This is a genomic window from Brevundimonas sp. (assembly GCF_035935935.1).
GTDB lineage: Bacteria > Pseudomonadota > Alphaproteobacteria > Caulobacterales > Caulobacteraceae > Brevundimonas.
Window position 1 is genome coordinate 55,403 of the sequence record NZ_DASYWO010000007.1, and the last position, 16,121, is coordinate 71,523.

At 70.6% G+C, this 16,121-nt stretch carries 14 protein-coding genes and 1 tRNA gene; 8 read left to right on the top strand and 7 right to left on the bottom strand.

Annotation, left to right across the window (positions count from 1 at the left end; all coding sequences use genetic code 11):
* Window positions 1–19: 19 nt before the first annotated feature.
* Window positions 20–379, bottom strand: a complete 360-nt coding sequence (locus VGR32_RS08265; protein ID WP_327449744.1) for an endonuclease domain-containing protein — start codon at window positions 377–379, stop codon at window positions 20–22.
* A gap of 75 nt (window positions 380–454) precedes the next feature.
* Complete coding sequence (locus tag VGR32_RS08270) at window positions 455–1,207, bottom strand: SIMPL domain-containing protein (RefSeq protein ID WP_327449745.1); 753 nt, start codon at window positions 1,205–1,207, stop codon at window positions 455–457.
* Window positions 1,208–1,377: 170 nt separating this feature from the next.
* Between VGR32_RS08270 and VGR32_RS08275 the strand changes: the two genes are divergently transcribed.
* A tRNA-Ile gene (locus VGR32_RS08275) sits at window positions 1,378–1,450 on the top strand.
* Here the strand turns inward: VGR32_RS08275 and VGR32_RS08280 are convergent.
* Complete coding sequence (locus VGR32_RS08280; protein ID WP_327449746.1) at window positions 1,448–2,929, bottom strand: hypothetical protein; 1,482 nt, start codon at window positions 2,927–2,929, stop codon at window positions 1,448–1,450. The genes VGR32_RS08275 and VGR32_RS08280 overlap by 3 nt on opposite strands.
* Window positions 2,930–2,940: 11 nt before the next feature.
* Window positions 2,941–4,395 carry a tetratricopeptide repeat protein gene (locus VGR32_RS08285; protein ID WP_327449747.1) on the bottom strand — a complete coding sequence of 485 codons (1,455 nt, stop codon included), beginning with the start codon at window positions 4,393–4,395 and terminating at the stop codon, window positions 2,941–2,943.
* 249 nt (window positions 4,396–4,644) lie between these two features.
* Between VGR32_RS08285 and VGR32_RS08290 the strand changes: the two genes are divergently transcribed.
* Window positions 4,645–5,142, top strand: a complete 498-nt coding sequence (locus VGR32_RS08290; RefSeq protein WP_327449748.1) for a GAF domain-containing protein — start codon at window positions 4,645–4,647, stop codon at window positions 5,140–5,142.
* Between the two features lie 64 nt (window positions 5,143–5,206).
* Here the strand turns inward: VGR32_RS08290 and VGR32_RS08295 are convergent, their stop codons facing one another.
* Window positions 5,207–6,058: an outer membrane protein gene (locus VGR32_RS08295; RefSeq protein ID WP_327449749.1), complete on the bottom strand. Its 852-nt coding sequence runs from the start codon at window positions 6,056–6,058 to the stop codon at window positions 5,207–5,209.
* A gap of 152 nt (window positions 6,059–6,210) precedes the next feature.
* Between VGR32_RS08295 and VGR32_RS08300 the strand changes: the two genes are divergently transcribed.
* The 5 genes from VGR32_RS08300 (at window position 6,211) to VGR32_RS08320 (ending at window position 11,341) form a co-directional block, all read left to right on the top strand.
* On the top strand, window positions 6,211–6,888 hold the full coding sequence (locus tag VGR32_RS08300; protein WP_327449759.1) for an SDR family NAD(P)-dependent oxidoreductase: 678 nt from the start codon (window positions 6,211–6,213) through the stop codon (window positions 6,886–6,888).
* A 2-nt stretch (window positions 6,889–6,890) separates the two neighbouring features.
* Complete coding sequence (locus VGR32_RS08305; RefSeq protein ID WP_327449750.1) at window positions 6,891–7,712, top strand: CoA ester lyase; 822 nt, start codon at window positions 6,891–6,893, stop codon at window positions 7,710–7,712.
* Window positions 7,709–9,712 (top strand): capsular polysaccharide biosynthesis protein, encoded by a 2,004-nt coding sequence (locus VGR32_RS08310; RefSeq protein ID WP_327449751.1) that lies wholly within the window; start codon window positions 7,709–7,711, stop codon window positions 9,710–9,712. Before VGR32_RS08305 ends, VGR32_RS08310 begins: the two co-directional genes overlap by 4 nt.
* Window positions 9,713–9,818: 106 nt before the next feature.
* Window positions 9,819–10,970: a beta-ketoacyl-ACP synthase III gene (locus tag VGR32_RS08315; protein WP_327449752.1), complete on the top strand. Its 1,152-nt coding sequence runs from the start codon at window positions 9,819–9,821 to the stop codon at window positions 10,968–10,970.
* A gap of 104 nt (window positions 10,971–11,074) precedes the next feature.
* Window positions 11,075–11,341 (top strand): hypothetical protein, encoded by a 267-nt coding sequence (locus VGR32_RS08320; protein WP_327449753.1) that lies wholly within the window; start codon window positions 11,075–11,077, stop codon window positions 11,339–11,341.
* A 67-nt stretch (window positions 11,342–11,408) separates the two neighbouring features.
* Here the strand turns inward: VGR32_RS08320 and VGR32_RS08325 are convergent, their stop codons facing one another.
* Window positions 11,409–11,939, bottom strand: a complete 531-nt coding sequence (locus VGR32_RS08325) for a porin family protein (protein WP_327449754.1) — start codon at window positions 11,937–11,939, stop codon at window positions 11,409–11,411.
* 218 nt (window positions 11,940–12,157) lie between these two features.
* Here VGR32_RS08325 and VGR32_RS08330 point away from each other — a divergent pair, with 218 nt between their 5' ends.
* Window positions 12,158–12,745: a hypothetical protein gene (locus VGR32_RS08330; RefSeq protein WP_327449755.1), complete on the top strand. Its 588-nt coding sequence runs from the start codon at window positions 12,158–12,160 to the stop codon at window positions 12,743–12,745.
* Window positions 12,746–12,819: 74 nt separating this feature from the next.
* Here VGR32_RS08330 and ppdK read toward each other — a convergent pair whose 3' ends face one another.
* A complete protein-coding gene (ppdK, locus tag VGR32_RS08335) occupies window positions 12,820–15,510 on the bottom strand; it encodes a pyruvate, phosphate dikinase (RefSeq protein WP_327449756.1) in 2,691 nt (896 codons plus the stop codon).
* Between the last annotated feature and the right edge of the window lie 611 nt (window positions 15,511–16,121).

Below are 16,121 nucleotides of genomic sequence, written 5' to 3' on the forward strand. Positions count from 1 at the left end.
GAGACGGATGAGGGGTTACTCAGACGGGGCCGGTCAAGGACCGCCCGGTCGCGGCCAGAATCGCCGCGATGACCTCGTGCGCCCGGTTCTCGACTTGCGAGTTGGGAAAGCGAAGCACGCGGAAGTTCTGGGCGTTCAGCCACATGTCACGAGCCCGGTCGCGCTCAGCGCGGTCCGCATGATGCGGACCGTCGGCCTCGACGATCAGTCGATGCCTCATGCACGCGAAGTCCACGATGTAGCGGCCGATGACGACCTGACGCCGAAACTTCAGGCCGCCCAGCCGTCGACCGCGAAGCAGCTTCCAAAGCCGCCGCTCCTGCACCGAGGGCTCCCGGCGCATTTCCTTGGCCCGGTCCTGCAGCCAGTCGTCCGACACCGGTGCGACCCCTCATCCGTCGGCCTTCGGCCGCCACCTTCTCCCGCAGGGGGAGAAGGAAGCAAGCCGCGGACCTCAACGCTGGAGATCATAAACCCCGGTCACGTCGATCCGCACCGTCAGCTCGCCCGGCGAGACGGAGGTGGCGTCCATCGCCACGGCCGCGCCGCGCGCATACATCGGCATCGGCGGCATGGGCGGCGGCGCATAGCCGCCGCCTTCGGTCAGGTTGCGGATGCCGCCCAGCGGCACGCCCAGCGCCTGCGCATACAGCGCCGCCTTCTCCTGCAGCGCCCGCACGGCCAGCACGCGCGCCTCGTTCTCGGCGGCGGTCGGGTCCTTCAGGCCGAAGCCGATGCCGTCGATCTGGTTCACGCCGGCGGCGACGACGGCGTCCACGACCTGCCCGGTCCGGGCCAGATCCTCGACGCGCACCGTCACCCGGTTCGAGGCCTGATAGCCGCGCAGGCGGGGCGGGTTGTTCTCGACGTAGTCGTACTGCGCCGACAGGTTCAGGCCCGAGGTCTGGACCAGCCGCGGCTCGATGCCGGCGCGGCGCAGGGCGGCGGTCACCTCGGCCATGCGCGCGGCGTTCTGGGCCATGGCCTCCTGCGCGGTCGGCGCCTCGGTCACCACGCCGAAATTCACCGTCGCCATGTCGGGGGCCACCTTGACCTCGCCGTAGGCGGCCAGCGTCAGCGCCGGGCGGTCCACGACGGCCTGCACCGTGATGGGGGCGCCGCCTCCGGGCTGCGACTGGGCCAGGGCGGCGGGGGCGAAGGTCAGGGCGGCCAGGGCGGCGCCCAGGGCGAGGGATTTGCGCATCATGCGGAGAGCTCCGGAGAGAGAGTTTCGGACGACCGCACCTTGGCCGTCGCGTCCTGAACCGGAGCGTCGCGGAACTGTGCAGGTTCCGTTCATCGGCGTGAAATCGCCGAAGGATTCGCGGCCGCTTGGCGGCCGTTCCCGCGCCTGCTACGCCCACGGTCCCGCCCGGCGGGCCCGTAGCTCAATGGTTAGAGCCGACCGCTCATAACGGTCTGGTTGCAGGTTCGAGTCCTGCCGGGCCTACCGCCGCCGGCGCCCGTCGGACCAGCGCTCGTCGCCGTACAGGCTGCGGTCGTCCACATAGCCGCCCTCGCGGGTGTAGTAGCCGTAGCCCTGCTGGTAGCCGTCGTATCCCTGCAGGGAATAGCCCCAGTCCTCGTACGGCATGCCCAGCAGGGCGTCCTCTTCCTCGTACCAGGACTGCGGATAGCTGCCGTAGGTGCACTGCCAGCCCTGGCCGCCGGTCCAGTAGGGCTCGTAGCGGCCGCGATAGCGCTCGCGGAAGCGGGCGCGGCACACATGCTGCGACCACACCCGATTGCCCGACGCCTCCACCACGGCCCGCGGCTCGGCGTAGATGACCTCGCGCACGCCGCTGAAGACGTTGTCGGTGATCAGCGCCCGGCCCGACGCGGCGGCCACGCCCAGGGTGTCGGCGCCGATGCGGCTGTCCTTCAGAACCAGCTCGCCGTTGTACAGCACCACGCCCTTGTCGGTGCGGCAGATGCGGCTGTCCTCGATCTTCACCGAAGCGCCCTCGATCGCCACGCCCTCGACGTAACCGCAGATGGCCGTGTTGGTCACCTCGACCCGGCCGTAGTCGCGACCGGAGCGGACCACCATGCCGATGCTGCGCGGCCCGAAGTTGTTGGGCACGCCCACGCCCTTGAAGGTCGAGGTCGAGATGGTGACCGTCTGGCCCGCGCCCGGCGTGACCTCCAGACCGGACTGCGCGCCGAACACCACCATGTCGTAGGCCGTCATGGAGGCGCCGTCGGCGATGATGGCCGGGCTGACCGTCTGGGCGTCGATCACGGCGTTGCGGACGTCCAGCAGACCGCCGTCCATGTAGATCGCCGCCTCGTCGCCGACGTGGCGGAAGCCGACGCGGTTCATCTCGATCTGCGCGTCATAGCCGATAACGCACGCCGCTTCGCCGGCGTGGGGAGAGGTGAAGACCACGTCCCGCACGGACACGCGGACGCCGGCGGCCACCGTCATGCACGGCAGCCCGTCGGGCGCCTGCAGGGTGATGGAAGGATTGCGGTCCCAGTCACGGGGGTCGAACCCGCCTTCGCCCAGGATGGTCAGCGGCTTGTCGACGTTCAGCCAGCCGACGCACGGGCCGCCGCGCGCGCGCAGGATCAACGTGCCGCCGGGGCGGACGCGGCGCACCGCGTCCTCGACGGCGCCTGTGCCCGGATTGCCGCCGCAGTCGACCAGGACGACCTCTTCCTGACCGCCCGGGCGGATCGGCCCGGGATAGGCCGGGCCGGGGTGACCGTAGCCGTGGCCGGGCCGGCTCCAGCGCCGGTGGGAGCCACGACGCGACGCGGTGCGGGTCGGCGGGTCCAGCAGGATGCCGAAGTTGGGGCGCGTCGTGCTTTCGACGCGCGCGGCGTCCTGGGCGACGGCGGCGTCGGGCGCCAGCGAGGCGCCCAGGCCGGCGGCCATCAGGGCCGAGGCGGCGACCAGTCCGTGGCGGAGGGTTTTGCGGGTCATGGGGCGCCCTCCTATCGGCGCTGCTGCGAGCGGGACACCTGGGCCAGGACGGCCTGCAGGCGCGCGGCGGACGGCGCGAAGCCGGCCAGGGCGGAATCGATCCTCAGCACCACGGCCTCGGCCTTGTCCTGATCGGCGACGCCGGCCACGCCCAGGGCGAAGTAGGACGACAGGGCGAACTTGGCCTCGGGGCTGCCCTGACGCGCCGCCTCCTCGAACCAGTGGAAGCTGCGGGCGTAGTCGATCGGCACGCCGATGCCCTCGGCGTACATCACCGCCAGGACCAGCTGCGCCTCCGAGGAGCCGTTCACGGCCGCCAGCTGGATCGCGCGCACGCGCTCAAGCAGCGACGGCCGCCCGTCCATGGGATGGCCCAGCACGGCTTCCAGCGTCTCCACCTCGCGCTTCGACAGCTGGGTCGGCTGGGACGCGGCGATCTCGGAGATGCCGAGATAGCGCAGGGCCCGTCCCACGTGGATGAAGGGGAGTTCGCTGATGCGGCTGGTGGCGTATTCCCAGGAGTCGCCGCGCGGACGGCTCTCGTCCGAGAAGGGCACGCCCGAGGCCGGGGCCTTGTTCGGATAGAACTCGAACGGCGGCACCCATTGCCGCGCCTTGGCCTCCACGAAACGGCCGTACTGGGTCCGGTTCGGCGACGAGCGCTCGAAGTCCTTGAGCAGCACGTAGGAGCCGACGTCGCCGGTCTGCACGGCGAGGTAGTTGTACAGATAGGCGTCCACGTCGTTGCGGCGGAACAGGCCGGTCGCAGCCTGCAGGCCGTCGCGACCGCCGCCCCGCCGTCCCCACGCCTCGCGGCCCTGCGGGTTGTCCTGCGGCTCGCCGAACGGGCCGTACAGGCCGTCGTGCAGCCGGGCCAGGGTGCGGAAGCCCGGGGCGTCCTGCGTCGCCAGGATGTAGATGACCCGGTCGCGGACGGCCTCCTGCTCCTCCAGCGTCATCCGCGACAGGGTGCGGTTCAGCCGGCGATAGGCCGACGACCGCTCGTTGGCGCGGCAGTCGTCGTAGCGCGACAGCGGCCGCCAGCCGCCGAACGGCCCGCGGTTGACCCGGTTGATCGGCGCGAAGCCCTGCTCGTTGGCCAGCGCCATGGCCAGCCAGGTCGCGCTCTCGATCGGGTCCTCGATGTTCTTGTCGGTCGCCCGCTCCGCGGCGTAGCGCGAGCCCAGCTCCAGCTGGGCGAAGAAGTCGCCGCGGAAGGCGGCCTTGCGCAGCACGCGCAGGCCGCGCTCCTGATCGTTGAACTCGGCGCCGGTCAGGGCGGCCGGACGCGGGCAGCCCTCGTCGGCGGCGCCGCCCACGCGGCGGAAGAACTGCGGCGTCTGTTCGCCGCACGCGGCCATGGCCAGCAGGGCGGCGATCAGCAGAACGGCGACCAGCGCCATGGCGATGGCGCGCCCCGGTCCCCGCCGGCCGCGCTCGCGATCATAGGCGCCGCGCTCGGACATGTTCCCCTCATCCCCCACGCCACGACGACCAGCGGCCGTTAACCATTTCCCAAAGCGGGCCGCCGGTCCAGTGAACTTGACGATATGGTTAACGCCGAAAAACGCCAAAGCGTTGCCGCAGCAAGGCCGCAATGTGTCCAGAGGCGCGGAAATCGCCGCGGAAGCGAGGCCGTTCGCCTGCCGGGCGAGGCTGGCGCCGGCGGATCGGCGGCTCCATATGGCCGGCGTCGCCCGAATCAGGAGCCCGTCTTGGCCTACGTCGCCCGCACCGACCGCCCCGCCGAAAAGGCCGCCCGCTACGCCGAAGTCGAGCAGGAGATCCTGGCCGTTCTGGACGGTGAGCCGAACCTGACGGCGCGGATGGCCACCGTCGCCTCCATGCTGGCGGACGCCTTCGACGACTACTTCTGGACCGGCTTCTACGTCGTGGATCCGGCGAAGCCGACGGAGCTGGTGGTCGGGCCCTATCAGGGCACGCTCGGCTGCCTGCGCATTCCCTTCGGCCGCGGCGTCTGCGGCGCGGCCGCGGCGACGGGAGAGACGCAGGTCGTCCCCGACGTGCACGCCTTCCCGGGGCACATCGCCTGCGATTCGCGCTCGGCCAGCGAGATCGTCGTGCCCGTGCGCGACGCGACCGGCGCCCTCATCGCCGTCCTCGACGTCGACGCGACCATCCCGGCCGCCTTCGACGCCGTGGACGCCGAGGGTCTCGGGCGGATTCTCGGCAAGGTGTTCGCGGGCGCTTGAAAAAAAAGGGGGCCCCGACGCGTCGCGCCGGGGCCCATGCCGACGTCTTGGGGGAACGCCGCAGTCAGAAGCGCGCGGTCACCGTGAGTCGGAACGCGTGATAGTTGAACTCGTCCGACCCGCGGCGCGTGTCGGTGCCCGCCGGGTTGACGATCCGGAACGGGTTGGTCGCCGGCGCCGTGCCGGGGCCCACCCGCACGACCAGCGGCTCGTTCACGTCCAGCGCCGTGTACAGATATTCGGCGCCGAGGCTGATCCGGTCGTTCACCGCGTACTCAAGCCCGCCGCCGACCTGGAAGCCGTCCGCGTCGGTCGTGTTGGTCGTCGGGGTGAAGCTGTTGGCGGTGTTGCTGGTGGCGTAGCTCTCCTCGACGTCCGCCATCGCATAGCCGGCCGTGACGTAGGGCATCCAGCGGCCCATCGGCGAGCCGGCGCGCGCCCTCAGCGCATAGACGGGGCCGTCGATGCCGCGCGCGAACTGATAGCTGGCGGGCGTGGTGCTGAAGGCGGTCGCGTGATCGCGCGACTGGACGCTCGCCGCTTCACCCAGCACGCCGAACACGAAGCCGCCCATGCCGAAGTCCCAGCCGATGCGGCCGGCGACGCCGCCCTCCAGCTGGTCGTCGTCCTGACAGCCGGCGCCGAAATTGTTGCCCGTGGCCTTGCCGCCGCAGAAGCCGGCGGCCTGCGTCGGGGTCGAGGCGAAGGCGTCCAGGCCGCCGCTGGTGCGCACCGTGTCGCCGAACGTCCCGCCCAGATCGGTGTCGAACAGGGTGATCTCGTCGTCCTCGTCGTCGACGAAGTCGCCTCCGACGGCGAGGCTGACGTAAGGGCCGGTCCAGTCCTGGGCCGTGGCCGCGCCTGCGGCGAAGAGGGTCGCCGCCGCGGCGGCGGAGAGGATGATCTGACGTCTCACGTGGGGTGTCCTTCCATGTTCCACCCGGGACCTACGCCCCGGCCGAACGGCGGGATGCGGAACAGGGCGAAAAAATGTCGAAACATGGCGGAGCGGCCACGGGGCTGGCGCGGGTGGCCGACGTCGGCCAGAAACGCAGCATGGAGGCACACATGAACCAGGGCGTCGTCGTCATCACGGGGGGACAGGGGGCGCTGGGCTCGGCGACGGCCGATCTGGCGCTTCAGCGCGGCTGGCGCGTCGCCCTGATCGATCACGCGCCGGGCGACGAGACCGCGCCCGACGAACTTACGGTCGGCGGCGTGGATCTGACCGACCCGACGCAGGCGCAGGCGGCGATGGACCGCGTCGCGGGTCATTTCGGCCGGATCGACGCCCTCCTGAACGTGGCGGGCGGCTTCGTCTGGCAGACCACCGAGGCCGACGCGCCGGCGCATGAGAAGATGTTCCGCCTGAACGTGCTGACCTGTCTCAACGCCGCCCGCGCCGCCCTGCCGCATCTGAAACGCTCGCCAGAGGGCCGCATCGTCAACGTCGGGGCCGCCGGCGCGCTGAAGGCCGACGCCGGCATGGGCGCCTACGCCGCCTCCAAGGCCGGCGTGCATCGCCTGACGGAGGCCCTGGCGCGCGAGTTGAAGGACACGACCGTCACCGTCAACGCCGTCCTGCCGTCGATCCTCGACACGGCGCAGAACCGCGCCGACATGCCCGACGCCGACCCGGAGGACTGGGTCGCCCCGGGCGATCTGGCGGCGGTGATGCTGTTCCTGGCCTCGCCGGAATCGCGCGCCCTGCGCGGCGCCCTGATCCCCGTCACGGGCCGCGTCTGACCATGCGGGCGCGCAGCGTCCTGTTTCTGCCGGCGTCCAGTCCGCGGGCGATGGAAAAGGCGCGGACGCTGGACTGCGACGTGGCCGTGCTCGACCTCGAGGACGCCGTCGCCCCCGACCGGAAGGAAGACGCCCGCGCCGCCGCCGTGGACGCCGTTCGCTCCGGAGGCTTGGCGCCGCGTCTCGGCGTCCGCGTCAACGGAGCGGGCACGCCCTGGCACGCCGACGACCTCGCCGCGCTCGCCGCCGCCGGATGCGACCTGATCGTCCTGCCGAAGGTGGAGGACGCCGCGACCGCGGTCCGCGCCGCCGGCGCCGTGCCCCAGGCTCGTCTGATCGCCATGATCGAGACCCCCGTGGCGCTGTTCCGCCTGACGGAGATCGCCGGCGCTCACGCCGCGCTCGACGCCCTCATGTTCGGCGTCAACGACCTCGCCGCCGCCCTCGGCACGGGGGCGAGCGACGACCGCGAGCCGCTCAAGCCCTGGCTGGCGGCCACCGTCGCCGCCGCCCGGGCATGCGGCGTCGCCGCAATCGACGGGGTCTACAACCGCCATCAGGACGACGACGGCTTCGGCCGCGAATGCGCTCAGGGCGCCCTTTACGGCTTCGACGGCAAGAGCCTGATCCATCCGCGCCAGATCGCCGCCGCCAACGCCGCCTTCAGCCCGTCGCCCGACGCGGTGTCCCGTGCCCGTGCGGTCGTCGCCGCCTTCGACGCGCCGGGCGCGCAGGGCAGGGGGGCGATCTCCCTGGACGGCGAAATGCTCGAGCGCCTCCACCTCGAGGCCGCTCGCCGGACGCTGGCGAAAGCCGGAAAGTGAGCGGGGCCGTCCCCGCCTGGGCCTGCACGCCGGGCCTGTTGCGCCTGCCGCATCGCCGCGCCTTGCTGCCGGAATACGCTTTCCGCGCCTTGCCCGGGCCCGACGTGAAGGCCGTGCTGGGGTGGGGGCACAAGCCCTCCTCGCACGCCGGCGGCCTGTGGTCGAAGCTGACCGGTCTGCCCTATGTGGCGCTCGAGGACGGCTTCCTGCGATCGGTCGGACTGGGTGAGGCGGGCACGCCGTCGACATCCCTGATCGTCGACCATCTGGGCGCCTACTACGACTGCTTCCTCGGCTCCCAGGTCGAGGGGACGATCGCCGGAACCGCCACCCGCGCCCAGCGCCTGCGCGCCCGCGCCCTCATGGAAAGCGTGGTGGCGCATGGTCTGTCCAAGACCAATCTCGGCCGACCTCTGGATCCCTCAATCCTCCGTCCGGGACGCCGCATACTGATTGCGGACCAGACGTCCGGCGACGCGTCGATCCCGCTGGGGTTCGCCGGCGACTGGAGCTTCGCGCGCATGCTGGCGGCCGCCCGGCAGGACGAGCCCGAGGCCCAGTTGATCGTCAAGCGCCACCCCGCCGTGGCCGCCGGGCTGAAGCGGGGATGTCTCGACCTGTCGGACTCCCGTGACCTGACGATCGTCGACGACGTCCGGGCCGCGGACCTGCTCGACGCCGTCGACGCCGTCTACGTGGTGACCAGCGGGCTTGGGTTCGAAGCCCTGTGGCGGCGGCTGCCGGTGCGCGTCTTCGGCGCGCCCTTTTACGCCGGCTGGGACCTGACGCAGGACGACATGAAGCCGCCAAGGCGCGGCGTCCCTCGCGCGATTGAGGATGTGGTCCATGCCACCTTCGTCGCCTGCGCGCGCTGGGTCGATCCGGTCACGGGGGAAGCCTGCTCGCCGGAGGAGGCCGTGGAGCGTCTGGCGGCTCTGACCCGCCGCGCGCGCCGGCTGGAGGGGCGCTGGCATGCCGCCGGCTTCACCCCGCCCAAGCGGGGAGCCACGGCGCGTCTGATGAACGCCCCGCAGGCGCAGCTGACCCACCACTCCTCCACCGAAGGCGCGATCGCCGCGGCCGCCGCCGGCGGCGGCCGTCTGCTCGTCTGGGCGGGGCGGGAGCCGGAGTCCCTCGCCGACGAGGCCGCCACCGCCGACGTCCCCCTGTTCCGGATGGAGGACGGCTTCATCCGCTCCCGCGGTCTCGGCTCGGACTTCGTTCCTGCGCTCTCCGCCGTGCTGGACGGCAAGGGCGTGCACTACGACCCGTCGCGCCCCTCGGACCTCGAAACCCTGATCCAGTCCGGCGTGTCCGAGACCGACAGGGCCCGCGGCGCCGCCTTGCGCCGCCGCATCGTCGAGGCCGATCTCAGCAAGTACAATCTGGCGGGCGAGCCTCCGCCCGACTGGCCCTCCGAGCGCGAGCGCATCCTCGTCATGGGCCAAGTCGAGGATGACCGCTCCGTGCTGCTCGGCTGCGGGAACGTCCGCACTAACGCCGCCCTGCTGGCCGAGGTGCGGCGCCGGAATCCCGACGCCTTCCTGATCTGGCGGGACCATCCGGACGTTCGCGCCGGAAACCGTCTCGGCGCCCTGCCGGCCGAAGCCGCGGCGCTGGCAGACGCCCGTGCCGACGATCTGGACGTGAGCGCATGCATCGAGGCCGCCGACGTCGTGGCCGTCATGACCTCGACCGCGGGATTCGAGGCCCTGCTGCGCGACCGCCGCGTCCTGACCTTCGGGCGACCCTTCTACGCGGGCTGGGGCCTGACGGAGGACGCCCTGACGATCCCCCGCCGGACGGCCCGACCGACCGTCGACGATCTGGTCGCCGCCGCCCTGATCCTGCACCCGCTTTACGTCGCCCCGAACGGCATGCCGTGCGAGGCCGAGGACGTCGTCGCCGCGCTGGAGGCCGCGCCCGCGCCGCGCCGTCGGTCGCGGATCGCGCGGGCGCTCACCGCTGCCCTCGACCGCAGTTCGCCTCCGGCCTATTGATCCGTCCCTCAAGCAGCGAGGGACCGCGTCCCGAGCGATAGGGGCGCCGGATCGTCGTCCCTCAAGCAGCGAGGGACCGCGTCCCGAGCGATAGGGACGAAGAAAAGTGTCTGACGCCGTCATCGCCGCCACCGGCCTGTTCACGCCGGACCAGTCCATCACCAATGAAGAGCTGGTGACCGCCTACAACGCCTGGGCAGAACGCTGGAACGCGGAACATGCCGACCAGATCGTCTCGGGCGAGCTGGAGGCGCTGACCCCGTCGTCGGTCGAGTTCATCGAGAAGGCGTCGGGTATCAAGCGCCGTTTCGTGCTCGACAAGACCGGCATCCTCGATCCCGCGCGGATGGTCCCGCATCTGCCGGAGCGGTCGAACGACGAGCTGTCGGTCCTCGCGGAAATGGCGGTCAAGGCGGCGCAACAGGCCATCGCCGCCTGGGGCAAGCCGGTCGGCGAGATCGGTGCGGTGATTTGCGCCGCGTCGAACATGCAGCGCCCCTATCCCGCCATGGCCATCGAGGTGCAGCAGGCGTTGGGCATCGAGGGTTTCGCCTTCGACATGAACGTGGCGTGTTCCAGCGCCACCTTCGGCATCAAGACCGCGGCGGACTTCATCGCCTCCGGCTCGGCGAAGGCCGTGTTGATGGTCAATCCGGAAATCTGCTCGGCCCACCTGAACTTCATGGACCGCGACAGCCACTTCATCTTCGGCGACGTGGCCACGGCGGTGATCGTGGAAAGTGCCGGGACCGCGGGGCCGGGCGGCTGGGAAATCCTCGGCACGCGGCTGAAGACCGTCTTCTCGAACAACATCCGCAACAATTTCGGCTTCCTGAACCGCGCCGCCCGCGCCGACGCCCAGGCCGTCTCGGATCCGTCGCCGCTGAACGACGGCAGGACCGACAAGATGTTCGTCCAGCAGGGCCGCAAGGTCTTCAAGGACGTCGTGCCCATGGTGTCGGACATGATCGTCGCCCACGCCCGCGATCTGGGGCTGGACCCGCAGGGTCTCAAGCGCCTCTGGCTGCACCAGGCCAACATCAACATGAACGAGATGATCGGCCGCAAGGTGCTGGGCCGCGACCCGTCGCCGGACGAGAACGTCATCATCCTGGACGACTACGCCAACACCTCGTCCGCCGGTTCCATCATCGCCTTTCACCTGCACCAGCAGGACATGGCGCCGGGCGACGTCGGCCTCATCTGCAGCTTCGGCGCAGGCTACTCGGCGGGGACGGTCTTCGTCCGAAAGCGCTGAGCGGCGCCGTAAGTCGGTTTGCGTTCACATTTTCGCGCTGACGCTTGCACCTCACAGGCGTTTTTGCGAACCGTTCCGGGTCGAGAGAACAAGGGGGAACCCGAATGGCTCAGACCCACGGCAAAACGCCCGTGAAGGACCCGCTGGTGTGGGACATGGCCGCAGTGCTCAAGCGCTTCGGCGGTTCGGCGCATCAGACCGTCGTGATCGACTGCGTCGTGGCCATGTGCCGGCAGCGCGGCGAGCAGATCGCCAAGTCCGAGCTCGCCGCTCGCATCGTCGAGCTGCTGGAAACCTGCCGAGACGTCTTCGTCCGCCCCTTCGGCGAGGGCTCGCAGCGCTGGGCCCTGGCGCCCGGGCTCGCCGTCTGAAACCTCGCCCATGAAGAAAGGGCGCGCCCTTGCGAGCGCGCCCTCCTGACGATCCCGGATCGTGCGATCAGAACTTGCGCACGTAGCCCAGCGACCAGACGTCGGCTTCGCCGGCGTCGTCGCGGAAGTCCCGGCGCGTCCAGTCGGCGCGGATGCCGTTCTGGCCGTCGAAGTAGTAGTTGGCGCCCACGCCGTAGTTCCAGCTCTCGGCGTTCTCGGTGCTCGACAGGCCGGCGGCCGAGGCCTTCAGCCGGGTGGTGCCGTAGCCGCCGCGCGCGAACACTTCGAAGTTCGGGCTGACCGGCAGGATGCCGACCGCATAGGCGGCCGCATCGTATTTGTGCTCGACGCGGCCTTCCACGCCCCCGCCCAGATCGAACGTCTCGTCCTTCACGCCGAACGAGCCTTCGCCTTCGATCGCGAAGTTGGGAGAGAACTGATAGCCGACGCGGCCGTAGATCGCGCCCAGGTCGCCGTCGTCGGCGTCGAGGTGGGAATAGGCGACCGAGCCGTAGACCGGCTGGGCGACCTGCGCCATGGCTGCGGGTGCGGCGAACAGCGCCGTGGCGGCCACGGTATAAAGAAAGACGTTACGCATTGTTTCATCACTCCTTGGATGCGGCGACTTCTGCGGTCGCCGGCCCCATCCAGCGAGACCTAAATAGGAAAAGGTCCGCGCCGTTCCACATCGTCCCGGATACATGCAGAGGGATGTTGAAAACTTGGCACAGTCGGCGTTACGCCAACTCCGGCCAGATGTTGTCCAAACCGGGGCGGGCGCTTAGCTTGCGCTCATCCCGACAGCCGGAGCTCGCCATGACCCGCCGCCTCGCCGCCCTGCTCGCCGTCCCCGCCCTCACGCTCGCCGCCTGCCAGCAGCCGGCGCAGGAGCCCGCGTCGGCCCCGACGGACACCGCGGTGACGCCGGGCGCCGAAGCGCCGCCCGCGGCTTCGCCCACGCCGGCCTCGACCCGGGTCGTCGGTCTGGACCCCGAGGGCCTGCGGCTCATCGACCGCGAGTCCGGGTCGACCGCCAGCCTGGCCTTCGGTCAGCCGGCCGAGCAGGTGGTGGCGCTGGTCGGCGCATCGCGCGGCGCGCCCCGCGAACGCGGCACGAACTCCGAATGCGGGGCCGGCCCGCTCGACTTCGCCTCATGGGATGACGGCCTGACCCTGTGGTTCCAGAACGGAAGCTTCGCCGGCTGGGCGACGAACCGCCAGGGCGCCACCCTGATGACCGGCGTCGGCGTCGGCTCCTCCCGCGCGGACCTCGAGGGCGCGCACGCCATCACGGTTCAGGAGACCAGCCTCGGGACCGAATTCACCTTCGGCGGCGTCTCCGGCCTGCTCGAGAACGGCCGCGTCTCGAACATGTGGGCCGGCGTCAGCTGCAACTTCCGCTGACTGGAAACCGGCCGCACAAGGTCAAACGACTGTCCAGGCTTGTGCAGTCCGATCGTCCAGGGGTGTCCAGGTGATCAGCGGTCCTTCTCGCGCGCCTCGCCGCCGCGGGCCACCAGCGCCGCCTGCGCCGCCGCCAGCCGGGCGATCGGCACGCGATAGGGGCTGCAGCTGACGTAATCCAGCCCGGCCTCCTCGCAGAAGGCGATGGAGGCGGGATCGCCGCCATGCTCGCCGCAGATGCCCAGCTTCACGTCGCCCCGCTGGGCCCGGCCCCGTTCCGCGGCGATGCGGATCAGGTCGCCCACGCCCTCCTGGTCAAGCCGCACGAAGGGATCGGCCTCGAAGATGCCCTTGTCGAGATAGGCTTGCAGGAACCGTCCGCTGTCGTCCCGGCTGATGCCGAACGTCGTCTGCGTCAGGTCGTTGGTGCCGAAGCTGAAGAACTGGGCGTGCTGCGCCAGGTCGCCTGCCCGCAGCGCCGCGCGTGGAAGCTCGATCATGGTGCCGACCAGATACTCCACCCGGTCGCCGCTCTCGGCGAACACCGCCTCGGCCGTGCGGTCGGTCAGCTCCCTGAGGAACTTCATCTCCAGCCCCAGGGCGACCAGCGGGTGCATGATTTCGGGCACCGGCGCCTGACCTGAGGCGGCCTTCACCGCCAGCGCCGCCTCCAGCACCGCCCGCACCTGCATCTCATAGATCTCGGGATAGGCCACCCCCAGTCGGCAACCCCGATGGCCCAGCATGGGGTTGGTCTCCTGCAGGTCGCGGGCGCGCTTCTTCAGCTTGGCCGCGTCCAGTCCCTGCGTCGCGGCCAGGGCGTCGATCTCCGCCTCCGTGTGGGGAATGAACTCGTGCAGCGGCGGGTCCAGCAGGCGCACCGTCACCGGCAGGCCGGCCATGATGGTGAAGAGCTCGACGAAGTCGGCCTTCTGGAACGGCGCGATCTTCGCCAGCGCCGCGCGCCGTCCGGCCTCGTCGTCGGCCAGGATCATCTCGCGCACCGCCGCGATCCGCGTGTCGTCGAAGAACATGTGCTCGGTGCGGCACAGGCCGATGCCCTCGGCGCCGAATCCGCGCGCCGTCCGCGCGTCCAGCGGCGTCTCGGCATTGGCGCGCACCTTCAGGCGGCGCACCTGATCGGCCCACCCCATCAGGGTCTGGAAGTCGCCGGTCAGCTCCGGCTCGATCATGGGGACCGCGCCCTCCATGACCTCGCCCTTCGATCCGTCGATGGTGATGATTTCCCCGGCGCGGAAGGTGCGGCCGCGCGCGGTGAAGGCGCCCGCCTTCTCGTCGATGTGGATTTCCCCGGCGCCCGACACGCATGGCCGCCCCATGCCCCGGGCCACGACGGCCGCGTGGCTGGTCATGCCGCCACGCGCGGTGACGATGCCGCGCGCCGCGTGCATGCCGTGGATGTCCTCCGGCGACGTCTCCTCCCGCACAAGGATGACGGCCTCGCCCAGCTGGCTCATGCGCTCGGCCTCGTCGGCGTCGAACACGACCTTGCCGGTCGCCGCGCCGGGGCTGGCCGGCAGGCCCGCCGCCACGACCTTGCGCTCGGCCTTGGGGTCCAGCGTCGGGTGCAGCAGCTGGTCCAGCGCCGCGGGCTCCACGCGCGACACCGCCTCGTCCCGCGAGATCACGCCCTCGGCCGCCAGATCGACCGCGACCTTCAGCGCGGACTTCGCCGTCCGCTTGCCGTTGCGCGTCTGCAGCATCCACAGCCGGCCCTGCTCGACCGTGAACTCGATGTCCTGCATGTCCCGGTAGTGGCTTTCCAGCCGCCCGACGACGTCGACGAATTGTCCGAACACCTCCGGCATCGCCTCTTCCATCGACGGCTTCGTCTCGCCCATCTCCTCGCGGCCCGCGCGGGTCAGCGACTGCGGCGTGCGGATGCCGGCGACCACGTCCTCGCCCTGGGCATTGATCAGAAACTCGCCATACAGCTTCGCTTCGCCCGTCGACGGATTGCGCGTGAAGGCCACGCCCGTGGCCGAGGTCTCGCCCATGTTGCCGAACACCATCGACTGGACGTTGACCGCCGTGCCCCAGCTTTCCGGAATGTCGTGCATCCGGCGATAGAACTTCGCCCGGTCGTTCATCCAGCTGGCGAAGACCGCGCCCACGGCCCCCCACAGCTGGGCGTGCGGATCCTGCGGGAAGGGCCGCCCCAGCCGGTCCTCCACCACGCGCTTGTAGTCGGCGACCACCTTCTCCCAGTCCCCGGCCGCCAGATCGGTGTCGATCGTGACGCCCAGCCGGTCCTTGTGATCGTCGAGCACCTCTTCGAAATCGTCGTGGCTCAGGCCCAGCACGACGTTCGAATACATGGTGATGAAGCGGCGATAGCTGTCGAAGGCGAAACGCCGGTCGCCCGACAGCGCCGCCAGACCCTCCACCGTCTCGTCGTTGAGGCCCAGATTCAGGACCGTGTCCATCATCCCCGGCATCGACGCACGCGCGCCCGACCGCACCGACACCAGCAGCGGGTTCTTCGCGTCTCCGAACGTCTTGCCGACGATCCGCTCGACCGCGCCCAGCCCGGCCTTCACCTGATCCGCCAGATCGGCCGGATAGGTCTGCCCGTTCGAATAGTAGTGGACGCAGGCCTCGGTCGTGATGGTGAAGCCCGGCGGCACCGGCAGGCCCAGCGACGACATCTCCGCCAGGTTGGCGCCCTTGCCGCCCAGCAGGTTCTTCATCGACGCGTCGCCGTCGGCGGATCCCCCGCCGAAGCCGTAGACCCACTTCGTCATCCGTCAGCCCCTGAGCTTGTCCGTACAGGCCCTGCCTAACGCGCGTCGCGTTGGAAAGGTAGCGCGCCGATGAAACATTCCGTGACCAACGCCCCGCAGCGCGGGCGGAAACGAACGTCGCCCCGCACATCCCGTCTCCGGCTGCGTCGGTCGACGGCACGACGTCGCGATGATCGGCGCCGGATTTCACTGACGTTTCAGACGGCGCGGGAGGGATTGAACCTTTCTTCCGACGTCGCTCCGGACCTGACCCACCCTTCCTTCGTCCCGTCGCACCGGAGGGCTCGTGAGGCCTGCGACCTTGCGGCGGCGGGAGCGTGTGGAGCGGGGCTCGCCGCCTTCGGGCGGCGGGGCCGACGGGTCTCACCAAGAGATGAGGTCCGGCAAGGGTCGAGGGGAATACTCGGACCGATCCGGGACCGTCCGCAGGGACGTCGCCGCCCGCCGGAGGCGACCGCGGTAAGGCGTGAACAGCGCCACCCGACGCGGGCTTCCGGAAAACCACGCGCGCGGAGCGTCACGCGAAGCCGAAACGGTATTTTCTTTCTGCATCCGGGCTTCGCGCCCGGCGCTCCGCCCGCCCTCCAACTCCGCGCGAAAGCGACGGGGCG